This window comes from Tepidiforma sp. (genome assembly GCF_034432735.1).
Classification (GTDB): domain Bacteria; phylum Chloroflexota; class Dehalococcoidia; order Tepidiformales; family Tepidiformaceae; genus Tepidiforma.
Window position 1 is genome coordinate 1 of sequence record NZ_DAOUBJ010000047.1, and the last position, 15,448, is coordinate 15,448.

Genomic DNA, 15,448 nt, shown 5'->3' on the forward strand with positions numbered 1-15,448 from the left:
CGGACCTGGGACCTCGGCGCGCGCGCGCTCCACCACGACGAGAGCATCCACGCCCAGTGGTCGTGGGGCCTGCTCCAGGGGAACTATCGCCACAGCCCAATCTTCCATGGGCCGTTTTACTACCACTTCCAGGCAGCCATCTTCTTCGTTTTCGGCGCGAGCGATTACACTAGCCGCCTTTCCGCCGCCATCGCCGGGAGCGTCCTCGTCGCCTTGCCGCTCCTCCTCCGGCGTCGGCTTGGTCCAGTCGGGACGTTCGTGGCCGTTGCGTTGATCGCGTTTTCCCCCACGCTCGTCTACTTCAGCCGCTTCTTTCGCGAAGACGTCTACATGGCGGCCTTCACCCTCCTCATGGTCATCGCCATGTGGCGGTACATCGACGAGGGCCGCACGGGGTGGCTCTACGCCTTTGCCGCTGGGTTCACCGGTAACGTCCTCACCAAGGAAGGTTCGTTCCTCGTTTTCGCTGTCGTCCTGGTCTATTTGGATCTCTACCTGGCTTCGCAGCTCGCGGCCCGAACGCTTGCTGGGCGCTCGGAGCGATTCACTCGGCACGACTTCGCCCGCATCGGCGCGCTCGATCTTTCGCCCCCCGAGCGCATGGCCGTGGAAAGCCAGGCGCGCGCAGCCACCGGGCTCGACACGCCCTTCCGGCGAGCGGTGCTCGCCCTTGCGTTCGCGCCCTACGCCTGGCTCATCGCCGCTTTCTGGCCTTTCATCGGCCCGATCCGTCGGCGGTTGGACTGGGGCGAGTCGCTGCCGCGGCCTGGGGAAGTCCTCCTGCTCCTCGGCACCTTCTGCCTGCCGCTCCTTACCCCGGTGGCACGCGTGACCCTACTCGAGCCCCTCGGAGTCCTCGAAAAGGACCGGCTGAGCTGGGAAAAGAGCCTCCAGGGCCCCATCGCCGCGCGAGATGGCATCGCGCTGCTGGGCCTTTTCACGGTGACGACGAGCTTGGCCGCCTTCGCTGGTCTCCAATGGCGACCGAAACTCTGGGGCATCGCCTTCGGCACCAGCGCCCTCGTCTACCTCACCTTCATGACCTCGTTGTGGACCAACCTCCACGGCCTCGTGAGCGGCCCTTGGGGCTCGCTCGACTACTGGTACAGCCAGCAGAACGCCCATCGCGGCGAGCAGCCCTGGTTCTACTACCACCTCCTGATGCTGGCGTACGAATACCTTCCGCTAGCGCTCGTCGCATTGGGTGGGTGGTGGTCCATCGTACGCGGCGACGCCTTTTCGCGATTCCTCGTCACCTGGCTTCTCGGCATCTGGCTCGCACTTTCGTGGGGCGCAGAGAAGATGCCCTGGTTGAATACCCACATCGCCCTTCCTGCCTGTCTCCTCGCGGCCTGGAGCGTCCAACAAGCGTGGAATCGCTGGCGGGAGCGCCCGCCGATCACGAACGGGATGCTTGCGGCGCTCGGTGCCGTGGCAATGGTCTCGTTCGGCACCCTGCTCGTGGTGGCCTACCTCCCAGGCGGAACCGCCATGCACGCGCTCCGCATCCTCGTGGTCGCGGTCGCCATCGGAGCCGTTGCCTTCATTGCGCGCCCTTATAGCCGAAGTGCCGCGCCGGCCATCGCATCCGTCGCCATCGCTGGGGCACTGGTCCCGTTCTCGGTCCGGGCGATGGCGATGGCAAGTTTCGAGCGCGGCGATGTCCCGAAAGATTTGCTGGTTTACACGCAATCTTCGCCCCAGCTGAAGGACGTCGCGGACGACATCGGGCGTCTCGCTGCTGCCACGGGCCTCGGCTACGACCTCCCGATCGCCGTCGACACGACCGACTCCTTCGCCTGGCCGTGGGCCTGGTACCTCCGCGACTATCGCGCCGTGAGCTACCTCGACTTCAGCGTCGGGCCGCCTTCGGGCCAGTACCAGGTGATGCTTGTCGCGGCAGGGAACCTCGGAAGGATTCAGGATTACCTCGCGCGCCCCACAACTACGGCGTACGCCGCGCCGCAGCGCTACCCCCACCGCTGGTGGTACGACGAAACCTACAAGTGGGCGATGGATGTGGAGCCCGGCCAACCCTGCACCTCGCGCGGGGGCGACTGCGGGCCCTTCCGGCTCGCGACATGGAAGCACATCGCCACCGGGTTTTTGGACAGGGGCTGGCTCTCGGCGTGGGCAAGGTACTGGCGCGACCACGACCCAGGGCGGCAGCCTGGGTCGACCGACGCTTACGCCTTCTTTCCCGCGAACTTCGACCGAACCACCGGGCGACTTCGCCCAGAGCCTCTCCTTCCACCCCGCCCAACCGTCGATGGCGAAGGGCGGCGAGTCTTCGGCGGCGCCGGGCCCCAGCCGGGGCAGTTCTTCAGCCCCGTCGATATCGAACGTGATACCGCCGGCAATCTTTTCGTCATCGATAGCGCCACGAAGCGTCTCCAGAAATTCGACGCCGCGGGCAACTTCCTCGCAGCCGTCGATATCCGCGTCGAGCCGTCGAACGCTGCCGAACAGGCCGAACCCTGGGGCATCGCGCTCGGACCCAATGGCGAAATCATAGTCGCCGATACCTTCGGATGGCGGGTCCGCATCTTCGACGCCAACCTGCGGCCGCTGGCCACATTCGGCCAGCCACCCAGCGGAGCCGTTCCCGGGCCGTTCGATCTGTTCGGCCCGCGCGATGCCCTGATGGTCGATAGCGAACTCTGGGTGACGGACACCGGACATGACCGCATCCAGGTCTACAACCTCCAAGGGGAATTCCTGCGCACGATAGGCGGCACTGGCAAGGGGCCAGGTCAGTTCGACGAGCCGGTCGGCCTCGCACGCGGCCCCGATGGCGTCATCTACATAGCCGACATGTACAACCGGCGCGTCCAGCTGCTCGATCCCGACGGCTCCTACCGTGGTGAGTTCCCGGTAGAAGGCTGGGGCGGCCAGGACGTGAACGACAAGCCGTACTTGCGGGTGCTCTCCGATGGCCGGGTGGCCGTTGGACTGCCCAGCCTCGGCATCGTCCGCATCTACACACCGTCCGGCGAACTCGTGGCCTCGATCACGGGCGGTAAGGAGCTCCTGTCCCTCCCCTACGGGATGGTCGAAAGCCCCGATGGTAAGCTCTGGATCGTCGAGGGCGGCGCTGCGCGTGTCCGCCAGTTCGAGATCCCCGACTGAATCCGAAAGGCCGCCCGTGGTTCGCTCCCTTCGATTCTGGGTCAGCCTGCTCATCAGCGCCGTGCTGATCGCCCTATTCCTGCGCGCTACCCACCCACGCGAGCTTGCGGATGCCCTCGGCGATGCCGACTATCGCTGGCTCGTCCCAGGTACGGCCGTCCTCTTCGTCGCTATCGTTGCCCGTTGCATCCGCTGGTCCGTGTTGATGCGTCCGGTCGCACCACTCAGCCCAGCCCGGCTCTTCCCCTACGCGATCATCGGCTACATGGCGAACAACCTGCTCCCCGCGCGGGCCGGTGAAGTCGTTCGCGCCTACGTCCTAGGCGACCGCGAACGTATCTCCAAAATGGGAACCTTCGGCACCATTGCCGTCGAGCGGCTGTTCGACGGTTGCACGCTGGTCCTCATGCTGCTCATCGCCGGGGCGCTCGTTGGGTTCGAAGATGGCCGCCTCCGGGCTATCGCCGTCGCTTCGACGGCACTTTTCCTCGCGGCCATCGTTGGTTTCTACCTGCTCACCCTCCGGGAGGAGCGCGCCCTGCGGGTCGTACACCTCTTCTTGCGCTGGCTGCCCGATCGGTTCGAACCCCAAGTCGAAACGCTCGCCGAGAACCTCGTTCGCAGCCTCCGCTCCGTTCACGAGCCGGGGCCGCTCCTCCTCGTCGCCTTCTTTTCCGGTCTTGCGTGGACCATCGAGGCCGGTGCCTACGCGGTCATCGGCCGCGGATTCGAGATGGATGTCACGTTCGCCCACTACTGTTTGCTGCTCGCGGCTGCCAATCTTGCCATCATCATCCCCACCTTCTTCGGGGGGACCGGTCCGTTCGAGTGGGCAGCCCGGCTGGTCCTCGTCGCTGCTGGGGTCGAGCCCGCGATCGCTTCGGCCTACTCCATCGTTGCTCACGGCGTCATCCTCATCCCGACGACCATTCTCGGCCTGCTGCTCCTCTGGAGCTTCGGCGTTTCCTTCCGCCGCATCACCCGCGTCGACGTCGAAGAACAAGGGGCGCTCCCATGAAGGTGGGTATCGTCGGCGCCGGGGTCGCTGGCCTTGCGGCCGCCCGCGTCCTGCGCGAAGCGGGCCACGAGGTCGCGATCTTCGAAGGCCGCGACGAAGTCGGCGGGCAGGTGGTGACGTTCCCCGTCGGCGGCGAAGAGCTCGAATGCTTTTACCACCACATCTTCACGAGCGACACGACCGTCATTCGTTACATCGAAGAGCTCGGCCTCGGGCCCTATCTCCGGTGGATCGAGCCGCGCAATGCCCACTTCGTCCGGGGGCGAATGTACCCCTTCGTTACTCCGCTCGATTTGCTCCGGTTCACAGCCATCCCGCTCGCTAGCCGCATCCGGCTGGGATTGGCCGCCCTCTGGCTTCGTCGGCGTGCCGACGGCGTCCAGCGCTACGAAGGGATCACCGCGCGGGAATGGATGCTGCGGGCCGTCGGCCAGAAGGCCTTCGATGCATTTTGGGGGCCGCTCCTCAAAGGAAAATTCGCCGACCAGGCCGACCAAGTCGGAATGGTTTGGCTCTGGAACAAAATCCATCTCCGCTTCGCCTCGCGAAAAGGCGGCTCGTCGAAAGAAGTCCTCGGGTACCTCGAAGGGTCGTTCAAGCGTTACTACCGCGCCCTAGCCGACAGGCTCGAGGCCCAAGGCGTCACGATCCGCCTGGAGACCCCGGTCGAACAGGTCGCCGTCGAGGCCGGGCGCGTCGCCGGTCTCCGCGCCGGCGGGGCCTTCCACGCATGCGACGCCATTCTCCTCACGGTGCCGAACGTGATCGCTCTCCGCATCGCGCCCGACCTCCCGCCCGATTACCGCGCCACCCTCCAGCGAGTCCGATACCAGTGGGCCACCTGCCTTGTGCTCGCCCTCGATCGGCCCCTGACACCGTACTACTGGCTCTCGATCGGCGATGATCTGCCGTTCGTCGCCTGTATCGAACACACCAACTTCATGCCCCCCGAGCGGTACGGCGGCAACCACTTGGTCTACCTCTCGAACTACACCGCTCCCGATCACCCCGTTCTCCGGATGGATGCCGACGAAGTGTTCGAGCACTACCTCGACGGTATCCGCAAGCTCAATCCGGCTTTCGACCGTGCTTGGGTACGCGAGAAGTGGTTTTTCAAAGATCCTGGTGGCCAGCCGGTGATCACGACGCACTACTCCCGCTCCATTCCGGATATGCGAACAGGTATCGACGGCCTCTACCTCTCCAACACATCGCAGGTTTACCCCGAGGACCGTGGCCAGAACTACAGCCTCCTCCTCGGGGAGAAGGTCGCGCGCCTGATGCACGAGGACGCGTTGCAGACTGCCCGTTCGCGTGGTGCGGGAATCTGATGCCGCTTCGCCCACGCGCCGGTTAGTCCGCTGTCTGGTACAGTTGCACCGAATTTCACAAGCGAGAGGTCCGGTCGATGGCCGCCGAACCCGGTTTGCAGGAGCTCCGCGAGCTCGTCGCCGAATTCCAGCCCGGTCGTGGGCACGTCCTCCCAGCGCTTCACAAGGTCCAGCACACCTACGGCTGGGTTCCGCGTGCCGCAATCGAAGTCATCGCCCGACAGCTCAACACCACTCCCGCGCTGATCTACGGCGCCGTCACCTTCTATAGCGATTTTCGAACCCACCCACCGGCGACCTACGAAATCGCCTGGTGTTGCGGCCCCGCGTGCCGGCTCCGCGGTGGTGAATCGATTCGCGAGGCCATTCAAGAAGAATTGGGCATCGGCCTCGATCAGCAGACGGCCGACCACCGCTTCGGCCTCCACGTCGGACAGTGCAACGGAACTTGCCACGAGGCGCCCCAGATATGGGTGAACGGCCGCGTCCGCGGAAACCTCACCCCCGAATCCGCCCGAGAACTCATCCGTTCGCTGAGGGATGGTGAATGAACCCGCGTCTCCAGAAGCTCATCTCCGATGCGAAAGCCGCTTGGCAATCCGAACAAGCCTCCGGCCGCGTCCGCGTGCGTGTCACGCTCGACACCTCATCGATCGCGCGGGGGGCCGAGGAGACGCTGGCCCGCCTCCAAGCGGCAGCCGCTGCACGTACCATCGACGCCGACGTGGGGATCACCGGGTCCTGGGGCTTCTGTTGGTTGGAGCCGTGCGTTTCCGTGCGCTCAGCGGCCGGTACCCATGCTGTGCTGTATGGCAACGTGACCCCCGAGCGCGTCGATGATCTCATCGCCGCTATCGCTGCCGGCCGCGACTTGCCCGAGCTCGCGCTCGGCGTCATCGAGGGGAACGCGACCGCCGACATCCCGCTGCTCGATGACCACCCGTTCATGAAAGGCCAGGTTCGCCGGCTCATGGCCAACCTCGGCCGCATCGACCCCGAGAACATCGACCATTACCTCGCCCACGGCGGGTACGAAGGCTTCGGAAAAGCCCTCGAAATGGATGCCGAAGCGATCGTCAAGGAGGTTCTCGATTCCGGGCTCGGCGGCCGCGGCGGCGGTGGCTTCCCCACCGGCCGCAAGTGGGACTTTCTCCGCAACGCCACCGCTTCGCCCAGGTATCTGGTTTGCAACGCGGACGAAGGCGACCCTGGTGCGTGGGTCAACCGCATCCTCATGGAAGGCGATCCGCACCTCATCATCGAAGGCATGCTCATCGCTGCGCTCGCCTCGCACGCCGACGAGGGCTACATCTATATCCGCTACGAATACCCGCTTGCTTTCGAGCGGATGAAAAAGGCCGTGGCCCAGGCTTACGAAAAGGGGCTCCTTGGTAAGGACATCCTCGGGACGGGCAAGAACTTCGATCTGATCGTCTTCCTCGGTGCCGGTTCGTACGTCTGCGGTGAAGAGACCGGCCTAATCAACTCGATCGATAGCTATCGGGGGATGCCCCGCATCAAGCCCCCCTTCCCCGCCCAAGCTGGCCTCTGGAACAAGCCAACCAACGTCAACAACGTCGAGTCCTACGCCAACGCTCCACTCATCCTCCGCAACGGCGCCCAGTGGTGGAGCGCCGTCTCCGACGTCAAGGAGAAGGGCACGAAGATGTTCACCTTCTCCGGGCATGTGAAGCAGGCGGGCTGCATCGAGATCCCGTTCGGACCGAAGGTTCGGACGCTCCTCGAGCAGTACGCCGGCGGCCTCAGTGGAGATCTCCCGCTCAAGGGCTTCCAGCCTGGCGGCCCGCTTTCGGGCGTGCTCCCCGCCTCCGACATCGACCTGCCGCTCACCCTCGACCCTTACCGCGAACGCGGCATGTTCCTCGGGTCGGGCGGCGTCGTCTTCTTCGACCAATCGGCTTGCATCGTCGACCTCTGCCTCTTCTTCCTTGGCTTCTGCGAGGACGAAAGCTGCGGGCGCTGCACTACTTGCCACGGTGGAACGCAACGCGCGGTGGAAATCCTCCGCCGCATCGCAGCGGGGGGCGGCCGAGACGCCGACCTCGAAAACTTCGAAAACCTCATCGGCACACTCGTCTGGTCCAACTGTCTCCACGGTCAGTTCGCGATGACCAGCATCAAGACCTCGCTCAAGGCCTTCCGCGACGAGTACATCGAGCACATCGTCGACAAGGTTTGCCGAGCGGGGGTGTGCAAAGGGCTCATGCCCGGCCGCTGGGCACGAAAGCCGGCGACCCCGACGCCCGAGGCGGTTGCCGCCGACTGAATCGGCGCACATCCGTTCGGCCGCGATACAATGACCTTCGTCCCGTGTAGGGGACGGAGTTCTACCGCGTGTCGACTCCCATCCGGCAACAATATCTCGACCTCCGCAGACGCTACCCGGGAACCATCCTTTTCTTCCGCCTCGGTGACTTCTACGAAACCTTCGATGATGACGCCCGCCTCGTCGCCGAAGAACTCCAAATCACGCTGACTTCGAAGCCGATGGGCAAGGACCTCCGCGTGCCGCTCGCCGGCGTGCCGTACCAGAGCATCGACCAGCACGTTGCCAAGCTCGTCGCCCGCGGTTACCGGGTTGCGATTTGCGAGCAGCTGGCCGACCCTTCCGAGGTCAAAGGTCTGGTCCCGCGCGACGTGGTTCGGATCGTCACCGCGGGAACCGTCACCTCGGAGGCGTCGCTCGATGCCGGCCGGCCGAACTATCTCGGGGCCTTCGCTCGCCGTGGACGCGACGCCGCCTTGGCCCTCGCCGACGTCACGACGGGCGAGATCCGGATTGTCCCGGGCGAGGATGCCCTGACCGAGCTCGGCCGGTCGCCGGTCGCCGAACTCCTCGTCGAGGATCTTGCCGAGGTCGGCAACGCCCACGTGGCAATGGTTCAGCGCCCACTGTTGAGCGACATCGTCGTCGACGCGGAGATCAGCCGCCAGTTCGGGGAGCACGCCCAGGACGCGCTCGTCACTGGCCCGGCGGCTGCCGCAGCCCTGGCGCATATCCTCGTCTACCTCCGAGAAACCTTTCCCGGAGCCCTCGGAACACTCCAGCGCATCCGTTCCGAGGCCCCGGCCGACCAGCTTTTCATCGACGATCGGACCCTCCGCAACCTCGACGTCTTTCCTGGGCCGGGCCGCTCGAGCTCGTTGCTGGCCGTCATCGACCGTTGTCGAACTCCCATGGGTACGCGGCTCCTTCGCCACTGGCTCGCCCACCCGCTCCGCGATCGGGTTCGCCTCGAAGCGCGACATAACGCGGTCGGCTGGGTGGTCGACCATCCGATCGAGCGAGAGCAGGCACAGACGGTCCTCCGCTCGATCCCCGACCTCGGACGACTCGCCGGCCGTGTCGGCGCTCGGACGGCCACCCCGCGCGACCTCGCCGCTCTGCGCGATGGCTTGCGGGCGGTGCTCGACCTCGGTGCTCTGCTCGCCCGCTGCGAACTCCCCGCCCTCCTACGGGATTGCCTTCCTGCGCTGGCGGCAGGCGCCGATCCGCTCGCGACCATCGATGCCGCCCTGGCCGACGACCCCCCAGCATCTTTCGACGAGGGCGGCGTCATCCGGGCCGGCTTCAGCCCGGAGATCGATTCCCTGCGCGCGTTGACACGCGATGCGAAGAGCTTCCTCCTCGGGCTCGAACGCCTCGAGCGTGAGCGCACGGGAATCAAGTCGCTCAAAGTCGGCCACAACAAGGTGTTCGGCTACTACATCGAAGTGAGCGCTGCCAATGCCGCCCTCGTCCCGGCGCACTACCAACGTCGGCAAACCCTCGTTGGTGCCGAGCGCTACGTTACGGAGGAGCTCAAAGAACACGAAGCCCGGCTCATTGGCGCGCGCGACCGGCTGGTCGAGCTCGAACGGCAAGCGTTCGTCACACTGCTGGAGTCGCTGGCAGCTAGCCTATCCGCGCTCCAGGCACTCGCCGAGGCCGTCGCTACGATCGACGTCGCGCTCGGGCTCGGCGAGACAGCCGCCGAGCGCGGTTATACGCGCCCCGAGTTCACCGATGGACACCTCGACATCCGTGGGGGGCGTCATCCCGTCGTCGAGGCGGCCGTCGGGGCGGGCAGATTCGTCCCCAACGACTGCATGCTCGACGAGGCGACCCAGATCCTCGTGATCACCGGCCCGAACATGAGCGGCAAGTCGACCTTCCTCCGCCAGGTCGCGCTCATCGCGCTGCTGGCCCAGGCTGGGTCGTTCGTCCCGGCCACGGAAGCCCGCCTGCCACTCTTCGACCGCATCTTCAGTCGGATCGGCGCTCACGACGACATCGCGGCCGGACAGTCGACGTTCATGGTGGAGATGGTCGAGACCGCCCAGATCCTCCACCGAGCCACTCCGGACTCCCTCGTCATCCTCGATGAAGTTGGCCGTGGGACGAGCACCTACGACGGCATCGCGATTGCCCGGGCAGTGATCGAGTTCCTCCATAACCGGAAGGAGGGAGCGGCTCGCACCTTGTTCGCCACGCACTACCACGAACTCACCGATCTCGAGGACATCCTTCCCCGCGTGCGAAACGCCCACGTCGCCGTCCGCGAAGACGACGGCGACGTCGTTTTCGAGCATCGTCTCGTACCCGGGGCGGCCGACCGCAGCTACGGTATCCACGTCGCCCGCCTCGCAGGGCTCCCGCGGGCCGTCGTGAGCCGCGCCGAACACCTCCTCGCAGAGCTCGAAGCTTCCAGACACCCGACACCGTCGCTCCGGGCCGCTCGCGCCAGCAACGGACACGCCACCGGCCAAGCCGCCCAACTGCCGCTCTTCGCCCCGACACCCTCACCGATCGACCACGATCTCGCCAACCTGGATATCGACAACATGACGCCCATCGAAGCCATCCAAAAGCTCTACGAGCTCCGAGCGCTCGCCCGCGAACGCCGGGTGCCTGGATGACCGCTCCGCAGGGACCGATCCGTGTGCTCCCTTCCGAGGTGGCGGCCCGGATCGCGGCAGGCGAGGTGGTCGAACGTCCGGTATCCGTCGTGCGCGAGCTGCTCGACAATGCGATCGATGCAGGGGCAACCCGCGTTACCCTCCTGTTCGACGATGGGGGCATCCGGCGCATTCAGGTGACCGACGACGGGCACGGCATCCCTCCGGGCGACGTCGAGCTGGCGTTCGAACGCCATGCCACGTCCAAGATCGCTTCGGTCGATGACCTCCATCACGTCCATACCCTCGGATTTCGCGGCGAGGCGCTCCCTTCCATCGCTGCCGCTGCCGATGTCGAGATCCTCACTCGTGCTCGGGGCGAGCCGGTTGGGGTGTTCCTCGCCCTTGTCGACGGTCGGCCTGTCCGCCGCGCGTCCCGCGCCGCACCGGAAGGGACGACGATAACGGTCAGCAACCTTTTCGCCCGCGTACCGGCGCGCCGGAAGTTCCTCGGCTCACCGGCGGCAGAGTCCCGCGCCATTACCACCCTCGCAGCGCATTACGCCCTCGCCTACCCCGGAATCGCCTTCCAGGTTGTCGCCAATGGCCGCCGGGTCCTCACGACGAGCGGCGACGACGATATGCGCCACGCGTTCGCGGCGGTCTACGGCGCCGAGAGTGCACGGCAGGTGATCGCCGTCGAGGCGGTCGCCGATGAACTTTCCATAAATGGCCTGGTAGGTCCACCTTCCCTCCACCGAGGCAACCGCGGCGGAATATCCGTCTTCGTCAACGGTCGCTGGGTGCAGAGTCGGCCGCTCCTGTTCGCCGTGACCGAGGCCTACCAGTCGCAGCTGCCCGGCGGGCGGTTTCCGGTCGCCGCCCTCCATCTTCGGCTGCCCGACGGCGATGTCGATGTGAACGTCCACCCGGCCAAGGCCGAGGTTCGCTTCCGGGACGAACGCGCTGTCGCTCGGGCACTCCGCCGCGCTGTCCAATCGGCCCTGGAGGCCGCCGCGCCCGTCCCCTGGTCCATCGTCGCTCCCGATCCGAAGACGACACGATTCGGATCCCCAGCCGATGAACCGCGCGCCGATGGCGAAACCCCGGCCGGGCGCCTGGTACGTCCCGCTGCCACCTCTGCGGCGCTTCGCGGCCCGGTCCCGTCGCAGGGCATCCTTGCACTGACTCGGCCGTTGGTCCCGCGGTCGGCGCCAGTCGTCCAGGCGACCCACCGCGACGTGCTCCCCCTTCTGCGCGTCGTCGGCCAGCTCAACCTGACCTACATCATCGCCGAAGGTCCCTCCGGGATGTACCTCGTGGACCAGCACGCTGCCCACGAGCGCGTGGTGTACGACCGACTGCTCGCGCGGCGCGAAGCGTCCGGAGCCCCGGCCGCGCAGCCGCTCCTCGAGCCCCTGCTCATCGAGGTCGGCGCCGCTCGCGCCGCCGTCGCGGCGGCGGCCGAGGCCGATCTTGCCGCTCTCGGGCTCCTCCTCGAACCGTTCGGCGAGGGAGCGCTGCTGCTCCGACAGGTGCCCAGCGGCTTCCGCTCCGACGACCCAGTCGCCGCTGTCATCGCGGTGCTCGATGCCATCGAGCGGGATGACCGCGTTCCTGCTGGCTTCGGCAGGGCAGCGGCGACGGTCGCCTGCCATTCGAGTGTGCGTGCGGGCATGGCACTTTCCATGGAAGAAATGCGGCGGCTCATCGAAGACCTTGCTGCCACGGAAACCCCGCGGACGTGCCCGCACGGCCGTCCCACGCTCATCCACCTCGATACCGAAGCCATCGAACGCCAGTTCGCGCGGCGCTAGGACGATCGGGTCAGCCGCCCAGCGATTGGACCGCCGGGATCGGGCGCGAACTCGTCCGGTACTGGCGCTTACCAGCCTCCAAGAGGTCGCCCCCGTGGCAGTCGTTGACGACGATTGCGGGGAAATCCTCCACGACGAGCCGTCGAATCGCTTCCGTACCGAGATCTTCGAAGGCGACTACCTCGGCAGCCTTGATGTGCCGATTCAACAGCGCGCCCGTCCCACCAACGGCGATGCAGTACACCGCGTGGTGCTTCACGATCGCATCGCGAACCGCAGGCCCGCGTCCGCCTTTGCCGATGATGCCCTTGAGGCCCGCTTCCAGCATCGCGGGGGTGTAAGGGTCGAGCCGCATCGCCGTCGTCGGCCCGGCCGAGCCGATGACCGCTCCCGGTCGGGGTGGCGTGGGCCCGACGTAGTAAATGACCTGCCCGTGGAGGTCGATCGGAAGTGGCTCGCCACGCTTCATGAGCTCGATCATCCGCTTGTGGGCTGCGTCGCGGGCCGTGTAGATCACGCCGCTGAATGTCACGTGTGTCCCGATCGTGAGGCCCTCTATCACCTCGTCGGTCAAAGGAGTCGTCAGTCGTACCGAATCAGCCATCGTGATCCTCCGCGGGAGTCGGTCCCAGTGCCTTTGTCATGACGATGAAATGGGCCGGTTGCTTGAGCTGGTGAAGGGCGCTCGCGGGCCACGGGGCCCGGCCGGCGATGACGTAGCCGAGTCGCGCGTAATACGCCGGCAGCTCGGTCCGGGGGCTCGCCACTTCGAGCGTCATCCGCGTGCAGCCCGAACGCCGCGCCCGCTCCTCGGCTTCGGACACGAGCAGACGGCCGATCCCCTGCCCCTGGACGTCGGGGTGCACAGAGAGCATGCCGAAATGCCCCTCGGGTGGACGGAGCCCGAGACGCACGCAGGCGAGCAGATCCCCAGATTCGTCTCGCACGGCCAGAAACGCCTCCTCCTCGAGGTAACGCCGCACCTCCTCGACCGTGGTTCGGTCGACCGCTTTGAAGAAGTCCTCGACCCGGTAAGCGAGATTGATCAGCCGCGTGATCTCCACGGCGTCGCACGGGTTGGCTTCCCCGACGAGCCAGTTGCCCCGTTTCATAAAACCTTCACCATCTCGCAGTATCGGTGCGGCACGAGAAAGTCCCAATGGCCGGCCGGGTGGTCGACTTCGTGGAAGACGCGAAAGCCTAGCCGCTCGTAGTATTCCACCAGGCCGAACTCGCGCACGGTCCCGAGCGCCACAGCTCGAAATCCTTCTCTCCGAGCGAGCGTTTCGGCGAGGGCGACCAACTGCTTCCCGATCCCTCGTCCGGTCCATCCGGATTCGACGGCGGCCATGCCGAAGTAGAGCGCGTCGCGCCACGGGTGATCGATCGAAACATCGACGACCGCCGGCCGCGACGTGCCCGAGGGACCGAGCATGTCCGGCTCGATGAACCGCTCAGCCCGAGCGAGGAGCGCGCTCCCGACGAGGCGCCCCTCCTCCTCCGCAAGAATGAAGCGCGCGCCCGGCCCAGCCTCCTCCAGGAGCTCCGAAGGCGACGTTCGCTGGCCAGCGAAGAGGTGTCGGTAGCGCCCGTAGGCGCGGTTCACGAGTGCCGCGACGGCTACGGCATCGACCTCCTCCGCTGCCACCAGCCGCAGCCCGATGGCGACAGCCATCCTAGATCACCGCCCGCTTCGTCCGTGCCGAATGGCACTGGATGTTCACCGCTACCGGCAACGCCGTGATGTGCGTCGGGTAGGTTTCGACGAATACATCCAGCGCCGTCGTGCTGCCGCCCACTGCCTGCGGCCCCACGCCAAGTTCATTGACCGCCCGTAGAAGCTCCTCTTCCAGTTCGGCGACTTCGGGGTCAGGACTTCGTTCGCCGATCTTGCGAAAGAGCGCGTGCTTGGCCATCGTCATCGCCTTCTCGGCGGTGCCACCCACCCCGACGCCGATGACCAGCGGCGGGCAGGGATTCCCGCCCGAAATGTCCACCGTCTCGCAGACGAAGTCGATAATGGCCTGCTTCCCCATACCGGGCAGGAAGTTCTGATAGCGGGACATGTTCTCGCAGCCACCGCCCTTTGGCATGAACATCACCGTAATGCGATCGCCCGGCACGATTTCGGTATGGATAACCCCCGGCGTGTTGTCGCCGGTGTTGATTCGAGCGCTGAAGGGTCGCGCAGCGATGGACTTTCGTAGGTAGCCTTCGCTGTATCCGCGCCGGATTCCTTCGTTGACGGCGTCGATGACGTAGCCACCCGTGATGTGCACGTCCTGGCCAATCTCGAGAATCACGACCGCTGTTCCCGTATCCTGACAGAGCGGCAGCATCCGTTCGCGGGCGACCTGGGCATTTTCGAGGATCTCGTCGATGATTTGCACCGCAAGGGGCGAACGCTCGGTCGCCCGCGCGGCCCGGATGGCGCCCTCGACATCCTCGGGCAGGTAGTGCGTGGCCTCGATGGCCAGCCGCGCCACTGTCTCGGTAATCAGGTCAGCCGGTACCTCTCGCATGCGCATCCCACACTCGTGATGCAGCAAGCGTACCAGTCGCGGCGGGCACGTTCCTCAGGCCGAACGGTCGATGAACTGACCGACCTTGGGGTCGAGCAGACGAACGATCTCTGCCTGCGCCGCGGCAGCGGCCTGGACTGCCTTCACCGCCGCCTGGAACGCCACCCGCCCGGCGATGCCCTCGACCGGGTCCGTCGGAATCGAGGTCGGCGCGATGGCCGAGAGCAGGTTCGGGCCAAAGGACACGAATCGCGCTTTTCCCACGGCATCCGCATCACCGACCCCATCGCCCTGGACTGCGCCCAAGAAGCCGCCGGCCAACTGCGTTTCGAAATCGAAGCGGCATTCTCCCAGGGCTTGCCCAACACCCCCATGGCCAACTCGACCGTGCGCGTGATCTCGGGCAACTTTCTGACCGCCCGGCCAGTGGGCATCGTCGACGGCGTGGACTTCATGCACAGCGGTGTCGTACGCCGGGTCGATGCTGGCGCGATTCAACGCACCATCGACACTGGCGCGATCGTGCTGCTGTCGCCCTTTGGCTTTTCGCCCACCGGCGAGGCGTTCAACCTCACGATGGAAGATGTGGCCACCAGCACCGCGGTGGCCCTGCAGGCCGACAAACTCATCTTCATGACCGAGGTGCCCGGCATCCGCGAAAATCCCAACGATCCCGAAAGCCCCATCGACACCGAGCTGGCACTGGCCGACGCCCAGCGTCTGCTGGCCCAG

12 protein-coding genes are annotated in these 15,448 nt (G+C 66.1%); 8 read left to right on the forward strand and 4 right to left on the reverse strand.

From position 1 onward, the window contains the following. The 7 genes from VAE53_RS04705 to mutL form a co-directional block, all read left to right on the forward strand. A partial coding sequence (locus tag VAE53_RS04705) for a flippase activity-associated protein Agl23 (protein ID WP_322818213.1) occupies positions 1 to 3,129 on the forward strand: 3,129 nt, incomplete at its 5' end. Positions 3,130 to 3,145: 16 nt separating this feature from the next. Continuing rightward, entirely contained in the window at positions 3,146 to 4,147 is a 1,002-nt protein-coding gene (locus VAE53_RS04710; protein WP_322818214.1) for a lysylphosphatidylglycerol synthase transmembrane domain-containing protein, read from the forward strand. Continuing rightward, the gene (locus VAE53_RS04715) at positions 4,144 to 5,478 is read left to right on the forward strand and encodes an NAD(P)/FAD-dependent oxidoreductase (protein WP_322818215.1); all 1,335 of its coding nucleotides are present in this window, start codon (positions 4,144 to 4,146) and stop codon (positions 5,476 to 5,478) included. The genes VAE53_RS04710 and VAE53_RS04715 overlap by 4 nt, the downstream gene beginning before the upstream one ends. A gap of 77 nt (positions 5,479 to 5,555) precedes the next feature. Continuing rightward, positions 5,556 to 6,029: an NAD(P)H-dependent oxidoreductase subunit E gene (locus tag VAE53_RS04720; RefSeq protein ID WP_322818216.1), complete on the forward strand. Its 474-nt coding sequence runs from the start codon at positions 5,556 to 5,558 to the stop codon at positions 6,027 to 6,029. Continuing rightward, positions 6,026 to 7,765: an NADH-ubiquinone oxidoreductase-F iron-sulfur binding region domain-containing protein gene (locus VAE53_RS04725; RefSeq protein ID WP_322818217.1), complete on the forward strand. Its 1,740-nt coding sequence runs from the start codon at positions 6,026 to 6,028 to the stop codon at positions 7,763 to 7,765. The genes VAE53_RS04720 and VAE53_RS04725 overlap by 4 nt, the downstream gene beginning before the upstream one ends. 68 nt (positions 7,766 to 7,833) lie before the next feature. Next, the gene (mutS, locus tag VAE53_RS04730; protein WP_322818218.1) at positions 7,834 to 10,398 is read left to right on the forward strand and encodes a DNA mismatch repair protein MutS; all 2,565 of its coding nucleotides are present in this window, start codon (positions 7,834 to 7,836) and stop codon (positions 10,396 to 10,398) included. Next, complete coding sequence (gene mutL, locus VAE53_RS04735) at positions 10,395 to 12,194, forward strand: DNA mismatch repair endonuclease MutL (RefSeq protein ID WP_322818219.1); 1,800 nt, start codon at positions 10,395 to 10,397, stop codon at positions 12,192 to 12,194. Before mutS ends, mutL begins: the two co-directional genes overlap by 4 nt. 10 nt (positions 12,195 to 12,204) lie before the next feature. Here mutL and VAE53_RS04740 read toward each other — a convergent pair whose 3' ends face one another. From VAE53_RS04740 to VAE53_RS04755, 4 genes are read right to left on the reverse strand one after another with little or no spacing between them, the layout of a single operon-like run. Beyond that, a complete protein-coding gene (locus VAE53_RS04740; RefSeq protein WP_322818220.1) occupies positions 12,205 to 12,798 on the reverse strand; it encodes a Fe-S-containing hydro-lyase in 594 nt (197 codons plus the stop codon). Further along, the gene (locus VAE53_RS04745) at positions 12,791 to 13,306 is read right to left on the reverse strand and encodes a GNAT family N-acetyltransferase (protein WP_322818221.1); all 516 of its coding nucleotides are present in this window, start codon (positions 13,304 to 13,306) and stop codon (positions 12,791 to 12,793) included. Before VAE53_RS04745 ends, VAE53_RS04740 begins: the two co-directional genes overlap by 8 nt. After that, the gene (locus VAE53_RS04750) at positions 13,303 to 13,869 is read right to left on the reverse strand and encodes a GNAT family N-acetyltransferase (protein ID WP_322818222.1); all 567 of its coding nucleotides are present in this window, start codon (positions 13,867 to 13,869) and stop codon (positions 13,303 to 13,305) included. The genes VAE53_RS04745 and VAE53_RS04750 overlap by 4 nt, the downstream gene beginning before the upstream one ends. A 1-nt stretch (position 13,870) precedes the next feature. Continuing rightward, a complete protein-coding gene (locus VAE53_RS04755; RefSeq protein ID WP_369294027.1) occupies positions 13,871 to 14,716 on the reverse strand; it encodes a fumarate hydratase in 846 nt (281 codons plus the stop codon). An 18-nt stretch (positions 14,717 to 14,734) separates the two neighbouring features. Between VAE53_RS04755 and argA the strand changes: the two genes are divergently transcribed. Continuing rightward, on the forward strand, positions 14,735 to 15,448 hold a 714-nt coding region (argA, locus tag VAE53_RS04760), incomplete at its 3' end, for an amino-acid N-acetyltransferase (protein WP_322818224.1).

What these genes read in the sequence shown, in the direction of transcription:
- VAE53_RS04715 (WP_322818215.1), top strand. Translation starts at nt 4,144, where the DNA reads ATGAAGGTGGGTATCGTCGGCGCCGGGGTCGCTGGCCTTGCGGCCGCC.
- VAE53_RS04720 (WP_322818216.1), top strand. Translation starts at nt 5,556, where the DNA reads ATGGCCGCCGAACCCGGTTTGCAGGAGCTCCGCGAGCTCGTCGCCGAA.
- VAE53_RS04725 (WP_322818217.1), top strand. Translation starts at nt 6,026, where the DNA reads ATGAACCCGCGTCTCCAGAAGCTCATCTCCGATGCGAAAGCCGCTTGG.
- mutL (WP_322818219.1), top strand. Translation starts at nt 10,395, where the DNA reads ATGACCGCTCCGCAGGGACCGATCCGTGTGCTCCCTTCCGAGGTGGCG.
- VAE53_RS04740 (WP_322818220.1), bottom strand. Translation starts at nt 12,798, where the DNA reads ATGGCTGATTCGGTACGACTGACGACTCCTTTGACCGACGAGGTGATA.
- VAE53_RS04745 (WP_322818221.1), bottom strand. Translation starts at nt 13,306, where the DNA reads ATGAAACGGGGCAACTGGCTCGTCGGGGAAGCCAACCCGTGCGACGCC.
- VAE53_RS04750 (WP_322818222.1), bottom strand. Translation starts at nt 13,869, where the DNA reads ATGGCTGTCGCCATCGGGCTGCGGCTGGTGGCAGCGGAGGAGGTCGAT.
- VAE53_RS04755 (WP_369294027.1), bottom strand. Translation starts at nt 14,716, where the DNA reads ATGCGAGAGGTACCGGCTGACCTGATTACCGAGACAGTGGCGCGGCTG.